Origin of the sequence: Corallococcus exercitus, assembly GCF_003611585.1 — a bacterium.
Lineage (GTDB): Bacteria > Myxococcota > Myxococcia > Myxococcales > Myxococcaceae > Corallococcus > Corallococcus exercitus.
The window spans coordinates 1-21,159 of the sequence record NZ_RAVW01000146.1; the positions used below are offsets into that span (position 1 = coordinate 1).

General features: G+C 65.6%; 12 protein-coding genes and 2 pseudogenes. 7 read left to right on the top strand and 7 right to left on the bottom strand.

Features of this window, described 5'->3' with window-relative positions:
- A partial coding sequence (gene ptsP / locus D7W79_RS19285) for a phosphoenolpyruvate--protein phosphotransferase (protein WP_120526855.1) occupies positions 1–2,267 on the bottom strand: 2,267 nt, incomplete at its 3' end.
- A gap of 217 nt (positions 2,268–2,484) precedes the next feature.
- Here ptsP and D7W79_RS19290 point away from each other — a divergent pair.
- Entirely contained in the window at positions 2,485–3,255 is a 771-nt protein-coding gene (locus D7W79_RS19290) for a class I SAM-dependent methyltransferase (RefSeq protein ID WP_120526856.1), read from the top strand.
- Here the strand turns inward: D7W79_RS19290 and D7W79_RS19295 are convergent.
- Entirely contained in the window at positions 3,236–5,425 is a 2,190-nt protein-coding gene (locus tag D7W79_RS19295) for a S9 family peptidase (RefSeq protein ID WP_120526857.1), read from the bottom strand. The two genes, D7W79_RS19290 and D7W79_RS19295, sit on opposite strands and share 20 nt — an antisense overlap.
- Positions 5,413–5,673 carry a hypothetical protein gene (locus tag D7W79_RS19300; protein WP_120526858.1) on the bottom strand — a complete coding sequence of 87 codons (261 nt, stop codon included), beginning with the start codon at positions 5,671–5,673 and terminating at the stop codon, positions 5,413–5,415. Before D7W79_RS19300 ends, D7W79_RS19295 begins: the two co-directional genes overlap by 13 nt.
- Before the next feature lie 495 nt (positions 5,674–6,168).
- Here D7W79_RS19300 and queE point away from each other — a divergent pair, with 495 nt between their 5' ends.
- The 6 genes from queE to D7W79_RS19330 all read left to right on the top strand — a co-directional run bounded on the left by queE (position 6,169) and on the right by D7W79_RS19330 (position 12,238).
- On the top strand, positions 6,169–6,816 hold the full coding sequence (gene queE, locus D7W79_RS19305; protein WP_120526859.1) for a 7-carboxy-7-deazaguanine synthase: 648 nt from the start codon (positions 6,169–6,171) through the stop codon (positions 6,814–6,816).
- A gap of 101 nt (positions 6,817–6,917) precedes the next feature.
- Positions 6,918–7,784, top strand: coding sequence for a hypothetical protein (locus tag D7W79_RS19310; protein ID WP_244221848.1), 867 nt, complete (start codon positions 6,918–6,920; stop codon positions 7,782–7,784).
- Positions 7,781–8,920 carry a DGQHR domain-containing protein DpdB gene (gene dbpB / locus D7W79_RS19315; protein ID WP_120526861.1) on the top strand — a complete coding sequence of 380 codons (1,140 nt, stop codon included), beginning with the start codon at positions 7,781–7,783 and terminating at the stop codon, positions 8,918–8,920. The genes D7W79_RS19310 and dbpB (D7W79_RS19315) overlap by 4 nt, the downstream gene beginning before the upstream one ends.
- The gene (gene dpdA, locus D7W79_RS19320; RefSeq protein WP_120526862.1) at positions 8,917–10,179 is read left to right on the top strand and encodes a tRNA-guanine transglycosylase DpdA; all 1,263 of its coding nucleotides are present in this window, start codon (positions 8,917–8,919) and stop codon (positions 10,177–10,179) included. The genes dbpB (D7W79_RS19315) and dpdA overlap by 4 nt, the downstream gene beginning before the upstream one ends.
- A gap of 23 nt (positions 10,180–10,202) precedes the next feature.
- A complete protein-coding gene (dbpB, locus tag D7W79_RS19325) occupies positions 10,203–11,393 on the top strand; it encodes a DGQHR domain-containing protein DpdB (RefSeq protein ID WP_120526863.1) in 1,191 nt (396 codons plus the stop codon).
- Between the two features lie 143 nt (positions 11,394–11,536).
- Positions 11,537–12,238, top strand: coding sequence for an IS701 family transposase (locus D7W79_RS19330; protein WP_244221849.1), 702 nt, complete (start codon positions 11,537–11,539; stop codon positions 12,236–12,238).
- Here the strand turns inward: D7W79_RS19330 and D7W79_RS46095 are convergent.
- The 4 genes and pseudogenes from D7W79_RS46095 to D7W79_RS44540 all read right to left on the bottom strand — a co-directional run.
- Positions 12,239–12,562: pseudogene (locus D7W79_RS46095) on the bottom strand (transposase); the annotation flags it as partial.
- 197 nt (positions 12,563–12,759) lie between these two features.
- Positions 12,760–15,909 carry a hypothetical protein gene (locus D7W79_RS19340; protein ID WP_147441976.1) on the bottom strand — a complete coding sequence of 1,050 codons (3,150 nt, stop codon included), beginning with the start codon at positions 15,907–15,909 and terminating at the stop codon, positions 12,760–12,762.
- Positions 15,906–20,732 carry a DEAD/DEAH box helicase gene (locus D7W79_RS19345; RefSeq protein WP_120526865.1) on the bottom strand — a complete coding sequence of 1,609 codons (4,827 nt, stop codon included), beginning with the start codon at positions 20,730–20,732 and terminating at the stop codon, positions 15,906–15,908. Before D7W79_RS19345 ends, D7W79_RS19340 begins: the two co-directional genes overlap by 4 nt.
- Positions 20,732–21,159 (bottom strand): annotated as a pseudogene (locus tag D7W79_RS44540) (hypothetical protein); the annotation flags it as partial. The gene D7W79_RS19345 and the pseudogene D7W79_RS44540, both read right to left, overlap by 1 nt.

A 21,159-nucleotide genomic window follows, 5' to 3' on the forward strand; every position in this document is an offset into this window, starting at 1 on the left:
ACCCAGATGCCCGCCCGCCTCGCCGCCTTCACCGTGAGGTCCACCATGCGCAGCACCGCCGGGTGCAGGCCGTCCGCCTGGGGCGCGAGCACCGGGTGCTGCCGGTCCATCGCCAGCACGTACTGCGTCAGGTCGTTGGTGCCGATGGAGAAGAACGACACGTCGCGCGCCAGCCGCTCCGCCATCATCACCGCCGAGGGCACTTCAATCATGATGCCCGTCTCCACCGGATCCGCGCCGACCTCGCGGCGCACGGACTCGGTGATGGCGCGGGCCTTCGCCAGCTCCTCGGGCATCGCCACCATCGGATACATGATGCGGACCGGGCCCTCCTTCGACGCGCGCAGGATGGCGCGCAGCTGCGTGCGGAACAGGTCCTCCCGTTCGAAGCACAACCGGATGCCGCGCACGCCAAGGAACGGGTTCTCCTCCGCCGGCAGCGACAGATACGGCACGTGCTTGTCCCCGCCGATGTCCAGCGTGCGCAGGATGAGCGGCAGGCCGTTCAGCGCGTGCACCATGGTGCGGTACGCGTGGAACTGCTCCTCCTCGCCGGGCGGTTCGTCGCGCTTGAGGAAGAGGAACTCCGTGCGCATCAGGCCCACGCCCTCGCCGCCCGCGTCCACGGCCTTGCTCGCCTCCGAGGCCTCGCTGATGTTCGCGGCCACCTCCACGCGCTTGCCGTCGAGCGTGATGGCGGGCCGGTAGCGCTCCAGCTTCTCCTCCTCGCGCTTCGTGCGGATCCGCTCGCGCTGGTGCGAGGCCTTCGCCCGGTCCCGCTCCGACGGGCCCACCACGAGCACGCCCGCGTCCCCGTCCAGGATGCAGTGCTGTCCGTTGCGCAGGTCCAGCACCGACGGCCCCACCGCCACCACCGCCGGCAGGTCCAACGAGCGCGCGATGATGGCCGTGTGCGACGTGGTGCCGCCGCTCGCCGTGCACAGGCCCAGCACCATGGCGGGGTCCAGCTTCGCGGTGTCCGACGGCGCCAGGTCCTCCGCCAGCAGCACCACGGGGTGGTCCGGGAAGGTGGGCTCGCCCTCCAGCACCCGGGCCAGCGGCCGCAGCACGCGCCGGCCCACGTCCCGCAGGTCGGCGGAGCGCGCGGCCATCACCGGCTCGTCCAGCGCGGCCAGCGCCTCCGCGCGGCTCTCGAAGACGCGGCGCCAGGACGCGCCCGCGCTCAGGCCCGTGTCGATGAGGCCATGGGACTCCGACAGCATCTCCGGGTCGTCCAGCAGCTCCAGGTGCGCCTTGAAGATGGCGGCCCGCTGCGCTCCGGCCTTCAAGAGGAAGCCCTCGTGCAACTGGCGCAGCTCCGCCGCCGCCCCGGCCAGCGCCTCCTCCAGCAGCAGGTGCTCCCGCGCGGCGTCGACGGCGCGCTCCTCCACCTCCAGCCGCTCGCGCTGGAAGGCCCAGATGGGCCCGGCCGCGATGCCCGGCGACGCGGACAGGCCCGCGACCAGCGTCCCCTCGTAGTCGAGGATGACGGTGGCCGGAGGCGATGGCGTGGAGGCGATGGAGGCTCCTTCACCCAGGCCCGCGTCGAAGGCATCGCGCAGCGCGAACAGCACCGCGTCCGCGTCGTCCCCCGCCGCGGTGAGCGTCAGCGTCGTGCCGCCCCGCGCGCCCAGCTGCAGGAGCGACAGGAGGCTGCGGGCGTTCGCCTGCCGCCCCTCATGGTGGACGGTGACATCCGCGCGGAAGCGGCGCACCACCTCCACCAGCACCGTGGCGGGACGCGCATGCAGGCCGTGCGGCGAGGGAGACAGGACCCGGAGCGCGCGGCCGTCGAGCACGGGAGCGGCTCGTGGCTCCGGCTCCAGCTCCGAATCCGCGCCGGGGCCGTTGAGGGCCTGGATGATGGCGGCCGTGTCCAGGGTGGAGGCCAGGGCCACGGCCTGGGCCTCGTCGTCCAGCACTCCGGTGAGGTTGGCGAGCACCTGGAGGTGTTCATCGGACTTCGCCGCGATGCCCACCACGAGGTGCGCATGGCCGTCCTCGCTCCAGACGACCCCGGTGGGGAACTGCACCACGACGACGCCCGTGCGGAGGACCAGGTCACGCGCCTCCGGCAGGCCGTGCGGAATGGCGATGCCGTGGCCGAGGAAGGTCGCGGACACCTGCTCGCGCTTGAGCATGCTGTCCACGTAGCCGGGCGAGATGAAGCCCGACTCCACCATCACCTGTCCGACCAGGCGGATGGCCTCCGCCTTGTTCGCGGCGGCCCATCCCAGGCGGACCTGCGAGGGCGTCAGCGTCAACATCGGGGCTCCTTGCTTCGGGGTGCGCGCGGGCTTCACGCGGGGAACGACGGTGCATCCTGCCCGGTGTCCGCCCTGCCCGCGCGGGCTTCCCGAGTCCCGTCTTCCTGGTAACAGCTCCCAGTAGGGAAGACCTCCCGCCAGCGACATGACGGGCAGGTGACGTCCGGCGTCCGTGCGCGTGACGGCCCGCATGGGGGTGTTAAAGGAGGAAGCCGTCATGTCTGACAGCGTCCTGGACTTCTACGAAGGGCTGGCCGAGGAGTACCACCTGCTCTTCGCGGACTGGGAGCAGTCGGTGGACCGGCAGGGCGCGGTGCTGGACGCGTTGCTGCGCCGCTCGGGTGCGCCGCCGCCGCGCCGGGTGCTGGACTGCGCGTGCGGCATCGGCACGCAGGCGCTGGGGCTGGCGGCTCGGGGCTACGCGGTGCACGCCACCGACCTGAGCCCTTCGGCCGTGGCGCGCGCGGAGCGGGAAGCCCGCGCCATGCACGTGAGCCTCACCACCGGCGTGGCGGACATGCGGATGCTGGACTGGCAGGTGCCGGGCACCTTCCACGTGGTGATGTCGTGCGACAACGCGATGGCGCACCTGCTGGAGGACTCGGACCTGGATGACGCCGCGCACGCGATGGCGTCGCGCCTGGTGCCCGGGGGCCTGCTGGTGGCGAGCCTGCGCGACCACACCGCGCTCCTGGAGAAGCGGCCGCGCTTCACCGCCGAGCGCGTGCTGGACACACCGCTGGGCCGCCGCGTGCTCTTCCAGGTCTGGGATTGGGCGGTGGATGAAAGGCAGTACACGGTGCGCCAGTTCATCCTGCGCCAGGAGTCCGGCGTCTGGCACACCACCGAGCACACCGGCGTCTACCGGCTGCTGGAACCCGTGGAGCTGGAGCAGGCGCTCACCAAGGCGGGGTTGGTGGATCCGCGCTGGTACACGCCCGAGGAGACGGGCTTCAACCAGCCGCTCATCACGGCGCGGAAGCCTTGAGCGCGGACTGGAAGTGCCGCATCACGCGCTCCCACTGCCGCGCGGTGACGAGCGGATCCGTCACCCGGTGCGTGGCCCCGCTGAGCGGCAGGACGTCGTGGTCCTTGCCCGCGCGCAGTAGCGCGTCCGACAGCTTGAGCGTGTGGAAGAAGAGGACGTTGTCGTCCGCGGTGCCGTGTACCAGCAGCAGTCTGCCGATGGGCCGGTCCTCCCGGATGTACGTCAGCAGCGAGCCCTTCGCGTAGGCGTCGGGATGTTCCTGGGGCAGCCCCAGGTAGCGCTCGGTGTAGTGCGTGTCGTAGTCGCGCTCATCCGCGGTCGCGGCCCCGGCCACGGCGGCCTTGAAGACGTCGGGCCGGTGGAGCGCCGCGAGCGCGGCCAGGTCTCCACCGAAGCTCCAGCCCTCGATGCCCACGCGGTCCAGGTCCAGCTCGGGGACCTCCGCGGCGAGCGCCCGGAGCGCGGACACCTGATCCTCCAGCGTGATGCCATAGACGTCGTACTTCAGGGCGCGCTCCCAGGCGCGGCCCCGCAGGGGCGTCCCGTGCCCGTCGAACTTCACGACCAGGAAGCCGTGGTCGGCGATCCACTGCGAGAGGAGGTTCTGCGCCAGGGACTGGTGGACGACGGTGACCGTGGGCCCGCCGTACACCTGGACGATGACGGGCAGCTTCACGCCGGGCTTGAAATCGCGCGGCTTCACGAGCGCGGACCAGAAGCGCTCCGCGCCGACCTGCCGCACGTCGAGCTGGAGGCGCGTGGGGGGCTCCAGCGCCACGGACGGGAGCTGGCCCACCCGGGTCCCATCCGCCTGGAGCAGGTGGACCTGCCTCATGCGGTCGGGGCCCTCCGTGGAGAGGGCGACGAGCGCTCCGTCCGTGGACACGACGGCGCTCTCCAGCGCGGGGCCCGCCGACGCCTGCGTGACGCGTGTGGCCTTCCCGTCCGCGGTCATCCGGTACAGGTAGCGCTCGGTGGGGTTGGGGCCTCCGAGGAAGTAGAGCGTGCGGGTCCGCCCCACGAACTGCACGAGGTGCCGGAAGCCCGCCTCGGGGCCCACCCAGGTGCGCGCGAGGCTGCCGTCCGGGTGGCGTAGTTCGACCTCGGGTGCGCCATTGCGTTCGGTGAGCCAGAGGAAGCCGGAGCCGTCCTCCAGCCAGGAGGGGAAGCGCTGATCCAGGTTGAGCCACGCGTCATCCCGCTCCACCAGCAGGGTGCGCGTGGCGCCCGTGCGCGGGTCCACCGCGAGCAGGCACTCCTCCGTCTGCGCGCGGTTCTGCACGAGCACCGTCAGGGGGCCCTTCGCGGGCCAGCGCACGGTCGCGAGGTAGGGGTAGCGCTCCGCGTCCCACTTCGCCCAGACCGTCTTGTTCCCAGGGAGGGTCGCGATGCCCAGCCGGACCTTCGCGTTCGCCCGGCCCGCGCGCGGGAAGGGGAAGGCGTCCGCGGGCTGCTCGGGGTGCATCACGTCCACGACGGAGAGCTTCTCGACCTCGCGCGTGTCCACTTCGGTGAAGGCGATGGCCTTCGTGTCAGGGCTCCACCAGAAGCCGGACAGGCGGCCCATCTCCTCCTGGGCGACGAACTCCGCCAGCCCGTGCGACACGTCCGCCGTGCCCCCGCGCGTGACGGCGTGCTCGGCGCGGGTCCGGAGGTCGACGCGGTACACGTCGTTGCCGCGCACGTAGGCCACCTGCTGTCCGTCCAGGGAGAGCTGCGCGTCGAAGGCGCCGGGACCCGTGGGCAGCTCGGAGACCTTTCCGGTGGCGCGCTCCACGACGTAGAGCCTGCCGGACAGGGGAAGCAGCAGCTTCGTGCCGTCCTCGGAGAGGGCGTAGGTGGTGAAGCCCCGCGTCGTGGTGCGCGTGCGTTCGCGGCGGGCCTTCTCCTGGGCGGTCAGCGTCTCCTCCGCGCCCTGGAGGAGGCGCTCCGGGGTGAGCCATTCGCGCGTCTGGCCGGTGGCCACGTCGAACGAGAACAGCGTCATCACGCTGGAGGTGGGCGGGCTGCGAAGAAAGAAGACCGTCCGCGCGTCCGGCGTGATGCGCAACACCGTGGGGCGGCCGTTGTTGAACTGACGCGTCTGGGCGTACTGGAGCAGGAAGGGATCCGGAGGCAGGGCGGAGGCCGTGACACCCAGCAGGGCCAGGATGAGGCTCAGCACTCGCATGACGTCTCCGGAGCGCTCCGGGCCGCCAGCGCTTCGCACCACCACGACTCCAGCTCCGCGCGCATGAGCGGCGCCGCGTGACGGCGCACGGTGTCCGCGACCTTCCACCAGACGCGCGCCCTGTGGGCCCCGGCGCTCAGCGTCTCCATCAGGTGCGGGGGACGTGTCAGCGCGAACAGGAGACAGAGGGCCAGCAGCCAGCCCAGCGCCTCCCGGAAGAACAGCGGTCCACGCAGCGGCCTGTCCATCGCACCCCTCCTGACGACACTTGTAGTCAGGAGCGATATGCCATGGCTACAGTTGTAGTCAAGAGGCCGTGTGGGTGGTGCCGGCCATGCCTGGCGGCGAAACCGGGCTCTTATGGCCCCACGGTCCGGCCGCATCCGCATGGGGCGGAAAGTGCGGAGCCTGCATGTCGCGCACGTCGCTCGGTAGCGAACGCGGCCGCGGATGGTGGCGCGGGCCGTATGCCGGAGAAGCTCTCCGCGTGAAGCCGCACGCATCACTCCCGTGTCCCTTCAGTTTCTACTGGGAACTATCGGGTCCTGGCGTAGGCCATGGGGCGCTCCCTCGCAGCGCTTTTACTCGACCTCCGGACGACAGCGGGCATGATGCAGAAACGGGAGCGCTGCGCGGAGCAGTAACTGCGCGCGAGGTGTCTGAGGGTGCCTCGCAGTTATTGAAGCGCGGAGGACAAGGCACGTGGTTCGCAATGCAGCGATGACCGTTCGGGAGCCCATGCCGTGAGCTACGCGGTCAAGGAACTCTTCTACACGTTGCAGGGCGAAGGTGCGCAAGCGGGGCGTGCGGCGGTATTCCTCCGCTTCGCGGGCTGCAACCTGTGGAGTGGCCTCGAAAGGGACCGCGAACGTGGCCCGGGTGGCTGCTCTCGATGGTGCGATACCCAGTTCGTGGGAACAAATGGCCCAGGCGGAGGGCGCTTCGCAACCGCGGAGTTGCTAGCCGACGCGGTCGCACTGACATGGCCGCAGGAACAATCGAGCGCGCAGCGCATGGTCGTCTGCACGGGCGGAGAACCCCTCCTCCAACTCGATACTTCGCTGGTCGATGCCCTGCATGCCCGAGGGTTCCACGTGGCGGTGGAAACCAACGGAACAAGGCCTGTACCTCAAGGGGTTGACTGGGTCTGCGTCAGTCCGAAGTCGGGCAGTGAGTTGGTGCAACGCACGGGCAACGAACTGAAGCTCGTCTTCCCCCAGGTTGGCTTCGAGCCAGACCGCTTTGAGGCACTGGGGTTCACTCACTTCATTCTTCAGCCCATGGATGGCCCGGACCGCGTGCGGAACACGCAGGTGGCCCTTGAATACTGCCTGGAGCACCCTCAGTGGCGCTTGGGGATCCAGATGCACAAGGTCCTGGGAATTCCCTGAGGAAAGCCTCCATGGGGAAGGTGCTTCACATCATCGCGAGTTGCACGGATCGGAAGCACCTCCCAGTGCCCGAAGCACTCCGGTTGAGGTCCATCCGTGCTGTGGAAACCGAAGCCCGGGCCAATACCTGGTGGCAGCGGCTTGAGTCCCATAAGCACCCGCAGGGCCCAGTTCACCAGCTCTACTCAGGTGAGCATTGGAGTGTTGTTCTTGGTCTTCCCGAGGCTGCGCGTAAAAACGGCTTCAACCCCAGCCTATGGATTGCTTCCGCAGGGTACGGGCTGATTCCCCAAGACGCCCAGGTCCGGCCCTACTCCGCGACCTTCGCTCGGGGACAGCCAGATTCTGTCGTGCGCGATTCCGAAAACAAGGATACGGGCGAACAACTCCAACGCTGGTGGAAGACATTGTCGAACCACGCTGGACCGGCGCGTGACCAACCGCGCACCCTTCGCCAATTGGCCTGCGAGCAACCGCAAGCGAACATCCTGATTGTGGCCTCCCCTCTGTACGTTGCTGCAATCTCGGACGACCTCGAATTCGCGGCCAAGGAACTTCAGCACCCAGAACGGTTACTGGTCGTGTCGTCACCTGCATCCCTGTCGAAGGGATCGCTTGCACCGCATTGGATTCCATCCAGCGCTCATCACCAGCAGCGGCTGGGGGGATCTCGACTGGGACTTCATGCGCGGGTCGCACGCGAAATTCTTCTGGCGGCTCAAGGCGGCCACTTGAATGCTGCTGAACTTCGAGTGCGCTACCAGAAGTTCATCAAGAAGAGCGCCCCGCTGCGAAAATATGACCGTCAATTGATGACGGATGATGAAGTTCGCGAGTTCATCCGGCAGGTGGTGGATGAGGGCACGAAATCTTGGAGCGCGGCTTTGAAACAGTTGCGAGCGCGCCAATTTGCGTGTGAGCAGCGTCGTTTCAAGAGCCTGTTTGTCCAAGCTCAGGAGAATCCATGAAGAGGCCAACGCGTAAGGCTGTCGAGCGGCGCGCAATCCGGGTCATTCAGACTCCCGAGCATCCGCTTTTCATGTTCGCGCTAAGCGCGAAGGAACTACAAGAGGTCGCTGAAGTCTCCCGAGTGTCACGGGATTCGGAAGGAAGGCTCCTTGGATATCAGCGTCCCAAGGTGAAGCAGCACGTTCGTAACATCACGGAGTACCTCAATGGGGAAGAGGTCATCTTCCCCAACTCCATCATCCTCGCGCTATCCTCCGCGGTTGTTTTCAAGAAAGTCAGAGGGCCGCGTGTGGATGATGGTTGGGCTGAAGCTGGGACGCTCCACATTCCATTGCCGAAGCCTGGCCAACCCCGACCCGCCTGGATTGTGGACGGTCAACAGCGTGCGTTGGCTCTGGCCCAATGCCGACGCCAGGACCTGCTCGTTCCCGTCAATGCCTTCATCGCGGATGAAGTCGACCTGCAAAGAGATCAGTTCCTGAGGGTCAATAGCACCAAGCCACTTCCGCGAGGACTCATCACGGAGTTGCTTCCTGAAGTCGGGACCTTGCTGCCACCGAACCTGGCGGTCCGGAGGGCTCCTGCTGCGCTCTGTGACTTGCTGAACCGGGACCCTGCGTCGCCGTTCAAGGGACTCATCCGCCGCAATTCGATGGATGCAGAGGCTCGGCGTAGCGCCATCGTCACGGATTCGGCGGTGGTCGCGATGATCAAGGACAGTTTGGGTAACTTGACGGGCTGCCTGTTTCCTTATCGAAATGTGGTTACCCAGGAAACCGATTTCGATTCAATTCGGAAGATGCTGATCCTGTTCTGGACTGCTGTGAAAGAAGTCTTCCCAGAAGCATGGGGGCGTCAACCTTCACGGAGTCGGTTGATGCATGGAGCCGGGATCTGTGCGATGGGGCATTTGATGGACAAGGTCATGAGCAACATTGACATCAATGGGGCAAATGCCTTGCGATTGGTGAAGGCGGAGCTTCTCCGGGTCCAACCCGTGTGCCGGTGGACCGAGGGACACTGGGAGGAGTCAGGGTTGGCCTGGAATCAGATTCAAAATACATCTCAACACATTCGGCTCCTCTCGAACGTTCTGATTCGGGCGTACACGAGTAGCCGCCGGACGGCCGCATGAAGTTCTTCTTTCCGGACAGCCAGGATCTCATCGATCCCAGTTTCGATTTCGAGCGGGAACGACGCTCAACAACGCGAAAGCGCCAGCGGGATGACCTCTATGCCCATGAGGTCTTCACGGCGACGCCGTTTGACGGATTCCTGGTTTCGAAGGGAATCGTGGATGGCTACGGAGCACTGGGAAGCCGATACACACTTGCGCAGCGACACCGCCTGCTGCGCTTGGGGGCACCAGAATTCTTTCGCCTCGACCGGGCACCCCGGCAACTCTCCATCATGGGGGACTGCGGTGCGTTTACGTACGTGAAGGAAGAGGTGCCGCCTTATTCTGTCGAGGAGGTCCTGGAGTTCTACGGGAACTGCCAGTTTGATTTCGGCATCTCTCTCGACCACATCATCCTCCTGTTCAAGCCCGAGGCAGATGAGCGAGGCGCCTCCCAGGATCTCGTTCCAAAAGAGTTGCGCGAAAGGCGGGAGTTGACGCTGCAGTTGGCCAAGGAGTTTCGTCAAAAGCACAAGGCTGGTGGCTATACCTTCGAGCCTGTGGGCGTTGCGCAGGGCTGGAGTCCCTTGTCCTACGCGGATTCGGTCAAAGCCCTCCAGAAAATGGGATATCGCTCAATCGCCTTGGGGGGGATGGTTCCGCTCAAATCGAGTGAGATTATCTCTTGCCTGAAGGCCATCGATGGAGTCCGAACCCCGGGAACTCAATTTCATCTGTTGGGTGTCACTCGAACCGAGCATTTGAAGACCTTCTCCCGGCTAGGAATCACGTCCTTTGATAGCACCTCGCCTTTGAGGCAGGCATTCAAGGACGACAAGGATAACTACTACACGCCTGGGCGAAACTATACGGCGATTCGCATCCCTCAAGTGGAAGGCAACCCGTCTCTGCAACGGAAGATTTCCTCCGGTGAGGTTTCGCAGGACATTGCCAGAAAGCTTGAGAAGGCTTGCCTTGAGGTCATGAAGCTCTTTGATTCAGGCCGTAAGACGGTAGACCAAGCTCTATCTGTGCTTATGGAATACGAGCGCTTCTATGATCCGGATTCCAAGAAGAACCATGAGGTTGCGTACCGGCAAACGTTGACGGATGCGCCGTGGCAGCAGTGCCCCTGCGAGGTCTGCCGAGAGTTGCGATATCACGTCGTGCTCTTTCGCGGCGCCGAACGAAATCGCCGAAGGGGATTTCACAATATTTGGATGTTCCACAAGCAGCTCGAGAAGGAACTTGGGCTCGGGCAGGGGAGCGCGGCCTGAGGAGTCCGGCCCGATAACGACATATGCCAAAAGAGCTGAAGCTTCCTGCGATCGAGGTCAAGCAGTCCCGAGGTAGGACGCTCTACACCTTTGCTGTCGATGGGAAACTGGTTCCTCAGTTTGCGACGATCTCGCGCGTGCGTCGTAAGGAAGATGGGGCCCTCTCGGGTTACCAGCGACCTGAGGTGCTTTCTCATATTGACGAGATTCGGTCTTATCTAGAGTCAGATTCACCCATGGTGCCGAATGCACTCGTAGTGGCATTCGATTCGCGGGTCAAGTTCCACCCAGACTCCAAAGCCATCACGTCTGAATACTCGCGCTCTGGTGTGCTCACCATTCCGTTTGAACCGGAAATGGAAGATGACCGGAAGCCGGGATTCATTGTCGATGGACAGCAGCGGCTTGCTGCGATCCGCGATGCCAATATTGATCGCTTTCCCGTGTGCATGACGGCATTCATCACGGATGACGTTGGTCAACAGACCGAACAGTTCATCCTGGTCAATTCGACAAAACCGCTCCCTAAAGGACTCATCTACGAGCTTCTTCCCGGCACGAGCGCTCGACTTCCGTCCTTGCTGGATCGACGTCGGTTGCCGGCTCAGTTGCTGGAAAGAATGAACCTGGAAGAGGGTTCGCCGCTTCACAAGATGATTCAGACGGCCACCAATCCCGGTGGGATCGTCAAGGACAACTCGATCCTGCGGATGTTGGAGAACAGTCTGAATGATGGGGTGCTCTATCGCTTCAATGCTGCGGAGGAAGCGAATGCGGACACCGAGCAGATGATCAACGCGCTCTATGCATATTGGACAGCGGTCAAGGAGGTCTTCAAGGCGGCATGGGGATTGCCACCTAAAAAGTCTCGCCTTATGCATGGCGCGGGCATTATCAGTATGGGGCTTATCATGGATGCGATCAGTGATCGCTACCGGGACCGCCCCTATCCCACTGCAGCCCAGTTCGCGACGGATCTAATGGGGCTCAAGGAGTTCTGCCGTTGGACAGCGGGATTCTGGGACTTCGGCCCTGGACTGCAGCGTAAGTGGAATGAAGTCCAGAACACCTCCAAGGATATCGAGGTGCTGACGAACTATTTGATGATTCAATACAAGAGCAAGGTGTGGTCGGCGCCAGTGGTGGCTGTTGATTCAGCCGAGAAGGGGACATCCGGCGCAAATAGAAGGTCACGTGTGGTTGCGAAGAAATAGATCTGCTGGCTGCTGACGCAGTTCCCGGCGAGCAGCGATGGGCACGACGCCTGCGCCGCAGGCTAGTCCTACAGCTGTAGTTCGGAGGACTCCGCAGGCTTCCTCCTGTTGAAGAAACAGGAGGGGGAGGAGCGAGACTTCCCATGCAGCAGCCATCAGCCACAGAAGCGCAGGCACCGGAAGTCCGGCTGGTTGGCCGTCTCGTGACGGAGCTGGAGTCGGTCGGCGCCTGGCTGCAGCCGCACTTCCGCAGGCGCGAGGCGCATTCCACTGCGGTCGAGTACGTGAAGGCCCTGCTGGGGCGGGCGCAGCGCAAGAATCTGTGGGGCCTTTCGGAGGATGCAGGGCATCGAGCGCCCTATGCCTTCCAGCACCTGCTGCTGCGAGCGAAGTGGGACGCGGATGCGGTGCGCGACGCCGTACTGGAGTACGCACGCAGGGCATTGGGCGAAGGCGGCATTCTCGCGGTGGACGAGACGGGCTTCCTGAAGAAGGGAGAGAAGTCCGTGGGCGTGGCTCGCCAGTACACGGGCACGGCGGGCAAGGTGGAGAACGCGCAAGTGGGCGTCTTCCTCTCGTACGTGACGCCTCTGGGGCATGCGCTGGTGGACCGGGAGCTGTACTTGCCGGAGCCGTGGACAGAGGACGGTGCCCGCCGCCATGCGGGGGGAATTCCGGACGAGGTGGGCTTCGAGTCCAAGCCGGCCCTCGCACAGGGCATGCTGCAACGGGCGCTGGGCGCGGGACTGAAGCCGGCGTGGGTGGTGGGGGACGAAATCTATGGACGCGACAGCACACTGCGCCGCTTCGCGTCGGGCAGTGTCTTCCGTCCACGCCTTCGGTAGGTACAGTTCCCGGTCCACCAGCGCATGCCCGCGAGGCGTCGCGTACGAGAGGAAGACGCCCACCTGCGCGTTCTCCACCTTGCCCGCCGTCGCCACCCCCACGGACTTCTCTCCCTTCTTCAGGAAGCTCGTCTCGTCCACCGCCAGAATGCCGCTTTCGCCCAATGCCCTGCGTGCGTACTTCAGCACGGCGTCACGCACCGCATCCGTGTCCCACTTCGCACGCAGCAGCAGGTGCTGGAAGGCATAGGGCGTTCGATACCCTGCGTCCTCCGAAAGGTTCCACACGTTCTTGCGCTGTGCCCGCCCCAGGAGTGCCTTCACATACTCGACTGCGGTGGCATGTGCCTCGCGCCTGCGGAAGTGCGGCTGCAACCAGCCGGACTTCCGGTGCCTGCGCTTCTGTGGCTGATGGCTGCTGCATGGGAGGTTTCGCCCCTCCCCCTCCTGTTTCTTCAACAGGAGGAGGACTGCGGAGCCTTCCGAACTACAGCTGTATGATTAGGGGCCTGCTCTACCCTTCAAATTCTGGGGCTGGTCAGTCGGTGGAGTACTGGGTGTTGCTTAAGGGCTTCTTCCGTGGAGAAGAGGTGCACCCCCGTGTAGGCCCCAGTGAACAGCTCAATGAGCCGGCCCATGTCGTTCATGGGGTAGGGGTAGCCCGGATTCGCCCGTGTGATGACGGTGCTGACGAGGAGGCTCCTGTCTCCGCTAGGCCGCTTCCACCCCAGGTGATCGAGAGGAATCACGTTCACGTTGTTGAGCCTCTTCTCCGCCGCTAGTCGGCTCACCAGCAGGCACTGGGCGAAGAATGGCGATGTCACGTGGAACTGTTCCTGGGGGTGCTGCTGCGCGAAGGTGATAAGGGCCTCCGCTTCAGAGGGGCTGGTGAAGAGCCGCTCCTGGATGAAGGGGAACCGATCATGGGGCACGCGCAACGTGACGCGGTGCTCGGCATCGGGAGCGGAAGAGACCGTGACCTGCTGGATGTCCACGATGCGCACGCGTTCGCCCAGGAGCGCCGTGTCCAAGTGCCCCTTGGTCATGATGTTCATTCGCTCAATGCTGCGCGCTGTGATGCCCTTGAGCAACTCCTTGAGGTGGCGTACGGAGCCCCGCTCAGAAGAGAGAACCTCCACGGTGATGTGACGCGTCTGTACCTGATTGAGGCTTCGAGGCACGAACCGCGTGAACTCGATTTCTCCCACCTCCTTTGTCGGGAATCCAAGCCTGGATACCGACTCGGAGCGGGCGCAGAGGTGGGTCTCCAACCGACTCACTTGGTGGATGCCCTTGAACTTAAAGACGCGATCGCTTCCGGCGCAGCCATACGAGGCGGGCAGGCGCACGATCTCTACCCGCTCCACTTCGCCCGGGAAGATGGAGGCTCCGGCCTCAAGTAGCAGCCGCAGCGTGTTCTGGTACAACTCCGACTGTCGCGCCTGGAGACTCTCGGCGCGGGGACCGCCTGCGGCGGCCTGTCCCACCAGGGTGACGCGCTTGCCGAGCGACAGGCAGCGGTTGATGGCCAGCAGGGGGAACGTCTCCGCTCCGATGACGAGGATCTCGGAGAAGCGATCTATGGACTCCACCAGCGTGTTCAACCGGACCCCGAAGAGCTGCTCGCGGGGAACGCACCAGATGCGCTTGCCGAGGATGCCCTGGACGAGCGCGCGCAAGCGCTCCATTACCCCCTGCTTGCCGGCGTTGAACTCCTCGACCAACGACATGTCCGACAGATCCGCGAATTCATTGGCGGGAGTGAGTTCTTCGATTGCATCCACAACCAGGATGCGTCCGGTATTGCTGGAGCGCATCCGATCGAGCACCTTCTGGGCTGCGGCGCGCAGGTCCGAGCGGCTCGGGGCGTCGATCAGCACCAAGTGGGCCTCGGGGGAGATCTGCTCGAGCGACAGCAGTTCCGTGCACGTCGGAAGCCGATCATGGTGGATTCCGGACCGCAGGGTCATCGGAGTCTCGTTGTGGCGTTGGACGAGATCCAGATATCTCAGCTGATCGCGTGGGCCCAGCCGCCACTCGGGTACCGCCCTCAATGCGATGAGTGTGCCGATGGACAGCGTGCGTCCCAGCGAATGGACCTCGGCGAGGGTCATCAACTCCGGTCCCTTGCGCTTGTGCATGCGCACGAGTCCCACCGGGCGTTCCTCGCACAGCACCGCGAAGACCTCGTCCCGGTGCGCGAAGTGGAGCATCCGCAGGCGCGGTGGGAGTTCCACCTTCAAGGTGCCCTGCTTGTGCTCCAGCACCTTCAACCCACCGAGGACGAATCCCGTTGCCTCGCCACCGTCCCGGCCCGTCAGGGACTCGATGATTTGCGCGATGGCCGCCCGCTCCTCCTCCTCGTCGAGCAGATCGGCCCGGAGTCGGTTGAATTGATCCACCCGCTCGAACTCAACGAAGCGGTTGTGTTGATCGCACTTGTCGATGAGCGGGCACGCACGGCCCGGTGGGGGCGAGTAGCACTCCCAGCCGCGCTCCATCTGACAGTGGAACGTACAAGCGGGTGCGGCCTGCTGCTCCTTTCCGCTCATCGCCTTGTCACTGAACTCACACTGGTTGCATTCGTCCGGGCTGGGCGCGGGCAGCCACGCGCCATTGGTGAGCGCGAGCAGGCGGTGCCGGTTGACCAATCGCTCCCCGATGAACTCGGGTTGCGCTTGCAGCGTCTGGATCCGCTTCGCCTCGTCGATCTGCGGATGGAGCTGGACGAGCAGGCCCTTCCAGTCGGAGCAGACCTGCGGAAGGCCATACTCGACCATGGCCCAGGCTAAGTAGGCCGCGATCTGCGTCCGCTGCTTGTCGGGATCGGCGTACTCCGAGCCGGGCTTGATGTACTTCAGCTCCGCGACGTGCTTTCGCCCGAGCAGATCCGGCGCCACGACGACACCGTTGTTCAGCACGTCGCTCTCGGGGGTCCACTGGTCGGATTGGAGGAACCGGCGCAGCACGTCCGAGTGGGCGATGACCTCCTGGACCTCTAGGCCCGGGCGCAGCGCAGCCATCATGTCCTTAAGGGACTTGAGCCCTAGGAAGACGAGCGAACCCACGGTCTCGCCCCCCAACGCCTCGGCAAGGATGGACTCCGGGGTGGCGCCCTGCTTGGCACCGCCCTGGGCCAGATGAGAGAAGACATCGTGAGCTACTTTGCCTCCGACGTTGCCAGCGTGGAGCGTCCCCGCAGACTTGTTGCTGACGCCCTTGGCGGTGGTGAGGTAGCTCTTGCGGCCGCAGCGCGATTCGAAGTCCACCTGGGTGCGTCCGAAAGTCTGGAACGGCCGCAGCAGCAGGATGGTCTGCACGTTGAGGAAGAGTTCGCCGCTGGAAGCGCGCCGGGGCTCGGCCTGGACGAGCGCGAGCTCTCCCGGGGAGAAGAGCCGTCGCAGCTGCACCTCGCTGAACATCGCGAGCAGGGAGGGCGAGGTCTTCGTGTACCCTAGGTCCAGCCCTGTCTCCTGGGGGGCGTCGTGGACGGCGATGAACGCCCTGACCGTAGCGGAGAGGCTCTTCACCTGGATCTGCCAGCGCCCGCCCTGCTGGGACACCCGGAGGGGTGAGCCGTCTATCTGAACGAGCACGTTGCACAGTGGCGGCAGGTCCTGCTGGCTTGAGCGGTGCAATTCCTCCAGCGAGCGTCGCAGTGTCCCGGTCATTCTGAGCGCTCCGTGAGCAATTTCTGGAGGAACGTGCGATCGATGAAGCGCTCGTCCTCGAAAAGGGCCTCGTTCAGGCACTCTGGGCAGCCGGCAGTGCACAGCGGTTCGATCTCCTGGAGGCGGGCGGGGAGCTCGGCCAGTCCGTCCTGTCTCCGGAGGAACTGCTGCCGCAGCGCCTCGGCGCGCGGATCGAGCGCCGGGGTGCCGTGGATCCTCTCCACGAAGCAAAGGTGGGGGGGAGGGGCGGACAGTTGCTCCTGGAGCAGGCGCCACTCCTCATGGGCGTAGAGGTAGAAGGCGGCGAGTGCCGGGGTCTCCAACAGGCGCCGCAACCGGTGACGGGCGCGAGCCGGGCTGGCGAGCCGGGCCGTCCACTCCTCGGGGAATTGGTCGCGGCGGGCCATCATGGAGAGCACGTCTGGAGACAGCCTCGAGGAGAGTGCTGCCGCGACCGCCGCGTCCATTCCTGCGGCCGGGCAGTCCAGGGCGCGCTCCATGCCCTGCCATAGGAACTCCGGGCTCCAGCGGCTGAACTCCTCGGCGATGCGCCGGGCATTGCCGCTGCCCCCGTCGATGTCGTCATACAGCGTAACGTGGATGTCCGCGCCGCGCACGTCGACGAACCTTCGCAGGGTCCAGGGAGAGACGTTGATGCGACTGCCTAAGGTTCGTGCCAGGGCCACGGCAAGGCTGTCGGCGAGCGTGAACCGGGCGCCGTAGGTGTTGGTCCAAGTCGCGGCCTCCTGGAGCACCTGGGCTAGGGGGGCCGAGTTCCGGACGATGAGCTGGACCAGCTCCTCCTGCTGCCAGGCGGGGTGCCGGGTGAAGGCCTCACGCAGCTCCGCATCCGTTGGGGGGCGCTCGGAGAATGCACCCACCTGGTCCCGGCGCGTCGCCTCCGCCCAGCGCAGCAGATCCATCATCGCTGGTAGGAGGTACATGTTCGGCAGCAGCCCGCGCTGGACGACGAGCATCTCGAGCGCCTCGGTGGTGACGCGTCTCCAGAAGGCCCGGGCGCGCTGGGCCATGCTCCAGCTCCGCAGGCGCTCCTCGTCGCAATGGATGACGAACTCCACGCCCTGGCTGCGCACCTCCATGGCCGCCAGCAGGGGCTTGGAGACCGTCTCGTCCTGGAAGCGCACGACGATCGTCCGCACCTCCTCGTCCCTCGGGTAGCAGTGGACCAGGTTGGCGTAGTGCGCCACGACGAGCCGGAACGTCTCGTGGAAGTAGATGGACGACAGCAGTCCGGTGCCCGGCCAGGTCACCGGCCTCCGGTTGGGGCTCCGCCGGGGGATGACAAGCATGCGCGGGGTGACGTTCGGATCCCGGGAGAGCAGGGTGTAGTGGCCCGTGGCGCTCTCAGGCTTGTTGGGGACGATCGTCTTCGTCGTCTCGTCGAGTTGGAACGTGCGGGCCAATTGTCTGCCGAGTGATTGGATCTCCAGGCCCGTCGGGAAGACGAGCACGCCGTCCTCGCCTACGGTCGAGAGGACTTGCCTCCGAGTGCCCTCCTCGAGGTTCGTCTCCTTGAGCAGTTCGAGCAACGTCACCGGACTGCCCGGCTTGTGGGACTCATGGAGCTGGGCGCGCGTGGCCGCCCAGGTGACGTTGCCCGTGGGCACGAGGTTGGCTGCGGGCTGCCAGGGGGCCATCCACAGTTGCCCGTCGTAGCGGACCTTGAAGCCGCCGGGCAGGAAGGCCCGCAGCGCGAACTCGGTGGGCTCGCGGGTCACCCGACGCAATGGCCGGCCCTGCTGACGCTCCAGCATGTCGATGTGCCGGCCCACCGGAATCGAGATGGTCGTGGAGGGGATGTGCAGGTCGGGGTTCTCGCGCAGGGCGTCGGGCACGTACTCGCAGAAGTCGACCACGTTCCACACCCGTTTCTCGCCGCCGGCGTCGAAGAAGCGCTCGGCCGCCTCCAGCCACTGTCTCGTGCGCTCGACGTCCGTGCGGGATTGGAGACGTTCCTTCCAGATGCCGATCTTCCTGGCGACGGCCGGCTTGAAGAGATCGATGGGCCGCACCGAATCTCCCCCCAGGAACTCCTTGCCGGAGGGATCGAGCGGCGCATGCCAGGCCTCTGCCACGTACGCCCTGAGCGTTTCCAGGACGTCGTTGATCGCCTTGCTCTTCATGCCGAAGCAGCCACTCAACCAGTCCCGCAACTCCTGTGAGCGCAGGGCTTTCAAGAGTGGCTCGAACTCGCACGTAGTGTAGACCTGCTGGTAGCCCTGGGAAGCGCACCAATCCAGGGCCGCCGAGAAGACGTGCTGCATCCGCACGCTCGGGTTCTCCTCGTCGACGTAGCTGCTGAAGTCGGCTGAGTCGACGAACTTCAGGTGGTTCTGGAACGTGTAGGTGTCATCCGCCTCCGGTCCCAACACCATCATCGTGATGGGGTAATCGCGCAGCCCACGCCCCCCACGCCCCTTGCGCTGCACGAAAGAGGCCACGCTGGGAGGAGCATGGTGCTGCCACGTCGCGATGATCTCGGGGTGATCGAAGCCGACCTCGAGCGCCGAGGTGGTAATGAGCAGCCGCCACTGATCCTTGTCAGTGTCCTCGAACTTCCGCTGGGAGTCTCCCCAGCCCCGGCGACCCGAGCGGTGTGTCTGGATGGCGATGGGGCGCATCCCCTCCCCGCCGGGGTGCGCCATGGCGTACCAGCACTCGCCCTGCTCGTAGCGCTGACAACGCTCAAGGAGGTGGTGGGGCGGTTGATGGCAGTCGTGCGAGGCCCGCCGGATGCAGCCTGCTCCGAGAGTTGGCAGGTTGAATGAGGCGGGGGCCGCCTGCCCACGTGAGAACTCCTCCCCTGCGGCCTGGAGCGCGTTAACCAACTCGTCCATGCCCGCGCCAGGGCGGCCCACGGGCAGCCGGTAGGCGTAGAGCGGGAGTTTCTGGTGGCCCGTCTGGGGCGAGCCCTTGCGCGTGAGCGTCCCTGGACCGAAGTCCTGCCACTCGGCGTTGTCGAGCTGGTTGCCGAGGCGCTGGGCGCTGTCCACCGAGTCGACGAAGCCGAGCGTCCGCCGCTTGGCTCCCCCATGGGCTGGCGCCTTCATAGTGTGCTGGAGCGCGAAGGCGGCCTGGATCATCGTCGCCCGCTCGGACACGAAGTGGCTCTGGGAGGGGGGCTGGGCGGGCACTGGGAACTCGTCCTGCGCGTCCTCGTCCGGGGCCTCCTCGGCCATGACGGGAGAGGGAACCCGCTCCTCGATGAGTCGGTTGCCGGGAGAGCGCAGGAAGAAGAAGTACTCTAGGCCCTGCGTCTTCTTCTCGTCGCTGCCCGGTTGGATGAGCTGGACCCTGTCCAGGGGGACGCCGAACATGCGCGCGGCCAGTTGCTCCGGGCTCCCGGCCGTGGCCGAGGCTCCGATGAAGAGCGGCGGCACCGTTATGTCGCGGCGCATGAAGGAGATACGCTGGCGGCAACGGCGCAGGATGTGGGCCACGTGCGCGCCATGCTGGCCCTCGTAGATGTGCATCTCGTCGAGCACGACGAAGCGCGGGGGCAGCTTGCGCGATTTAAAGATCGCCGCCTCGCCGTGATGGTCCATCAGCCGACGGTGCAGCGTGTCCACGGTGGTGATCAACAGGTCCGCGTCGCTTGAGTCGCGGTACACTTGGAAGACAAGCATGTCCGCGACGGCTTGGTGCTCCAGCTTCCGGTCGCAATAGAAGCTCTCGACCCTGTCGGTCGCTCCAATCTTTGCCCGGATGAATGCCTTGTTCTTGTCATTCTCCGTCCAGGCCGCGCCCGCGGCCTTCTCCTCCGCTACGCAGGCCGGACAGCGGATGCGGAACGCCTCGTTGATGCGGCTGTGCGCGAGCGCCACGCGCAGGGGCTTGCCCAACGCCTCCATGCCGAACTTCGCGGTGAGCGCGGCGTTGAGGTGGTACAGGTATCCCAGGAGCCGCTCGGCCTGGTTGTCGCAGAGATCGACGCGGGGATACAGCAGGAGTGCGTCGAAGCCCGAGGCGTCTTTGTTGCTCCCTTCTCGCTGGTTCTGCTGCTTCAGCAGCCGGGCATAGGCGCTATAGAAGAGAATGGGGAGGAGGAAGGCCTCGGTCTTGCCGAAGCCAGTGCCTGCGGCGATAACGACGGCCTTGGCCTCGTCGTCCGGTTCCAGGAAAGCCTCGGTGACGAGTTGCTTGAAGGCGCGCACCTGGAAGTCCGCGAACAGGGGTTTTGGGAAGGCTTGCTGGAGGAACGTCTGGAACGCCTCCTTGAGGTCCTCGAGTTGCTCAAGGGGCGGGAGTGCCTCAAGGTGGCCGGCGGTCTGCTCGTACTCCAGCTCGGACAGGGCCTCCTGGAGGTGTTCCAACGTGCGGGTGCGCACGGGACGCTCGCGCTTGCGGACCTCGACCTTCATCATCTCGACAAGTCGGGGGCGGAAGCCGCTCTGCTCGTTGAGGTGGGTCCGCTGGCGCAGGTGGCGCAGGTAGTGGGCCACTTCCAGCGCCCGGCTGCGTGCCCTCTGGCGGTCGCTGGCGAAGATGAGGTCGCCTTCCTCCACCATCCGGCGCAGGAGCATCTGGAAGAGCTCTTCCTGCAGGATTCGAGCGGAGTTCACCTCGGCGGTGAGACCGATCTCCGGCGCGACGGCGCGGATCGCGTCCAGGAAGGGCTTCCAGAGGTTCTTGACGGAGCCGAAGACCTCAGTCGCGCCCGCGTTGAGCCGCTGGCGGCACTCCTCATCAAGCACGTACAGCAGCTCGGCGCAGAGGGCATCGTAGTGCTGTTTCTCGGCGAGTGCCTCAAGCAACTGGCGCGCCCGCTCGCGGATGGCGGTGTATTCGTTGAGGGGACGCATCAGCTCTGGGGAGGCTCGAACGTGACGTGGACGATGTGAGGCTGCGTGGCCAGGAACTCCGCGAGTTCGCGCAGCCCCTCGGGCGTGGGGAGGAAGGTGAGGGTCCGCTGCTTCCTCGGGGCGGCGGGCTCGGACACCGTGGGCGCCACGGGAAGCTCGTGGCCGGACGCGTCCGGCTGTCGTGGCTCCTGGGCAATGGAGGCGATGGAGGCGGGCGTCGGCTCGGGCGTGACGCCTTGAGGCTCGGGCGGCGACTGTGGCGCGACCGCCGTGACAGGGGCTGGCGTGGGCTCGCCGCCAGCCGCAGTGATGCCCGGCGAGGACGAAGGAGGCCGTACCGGCTGGGTATCACCCGGAGCGGCCCCAATGGGTGGCGCGGGCGTTGCCGTCCGAGGCGTGTCGTCGCTAGGGGGGAGGGGCGCCGAGG

What these genes read in the sequence shown, in the direction of transcription:
- D7W79_RS19290 (WP_120526856.1), top strand. Translation starts at nt 2,485, where the DNA reads ATGTCTGACAGCGTCCTGGACTTCTACGAAGGGCTGGCCGAGGAGTAC.
- D7W79_RS19295 (WP_120526857.1), bottom strand. Translation starts at nt 5,425, where the DNA reads ATGCGAGTGCTGAGCCTCATCCTGGCCCTGCTGGGTGTCACGGCCTCC.
- D7W79_RS19300 (WP_120526858.1), bottom strand. Translation starts at nt 5,673, where the DNA reads ATGGACAGGCCGCTGCGTGGACCGCTGTTCTTCCGGGAGGCGCTGGGC.
- dbpB (WP_120526861.1), top strand. Translation starts at nt 7,781, where the DNA reads ATGAAGAGGCCAACGCGTAAGGCTGTCGAGCGGCGCGCAATCCGGGTC.
- dpdA (WP_120526862.1), top strand. Translation starts at nt 8,917, where the DNA reads ATGAAGTTCTTCTTTCCGGACAGCCAGGATCTCATCGATCCCAGTTTC.
- dbpB (WP_120526863.1), top strand. Translation starts at nt 10,203, where the DNA reads ATGCCAAAAGAGCTGAAGCTTCCTGCGATCGAGGTCAAGCAGTCCCGA.
- D7W79_RS19330 (WP_244221849.1), top strand. Translation starts at nt 11,537, where the DNA reads ATGCAGCAGCCATCAGCCACAGAAGCGCAGGCACCGGAAGTCCGGCTG.
- D7W79_RS19340 (WP_147441976.1), bottom strand. Translation starts at nt 15,909, where the DNA reads ATGACCGGGACACTGCGACGCTCGCTGGAGGAATTGCACCGCTCAAGC.
- D7W79_RS19345 (WP_120526865.1), bottom strand. Translation starts at nt 20,732, where the DNA reads ATGCGTCCCCTCAACGAATACACCGCCATCCGCGAGCGGGCGCGCCAG.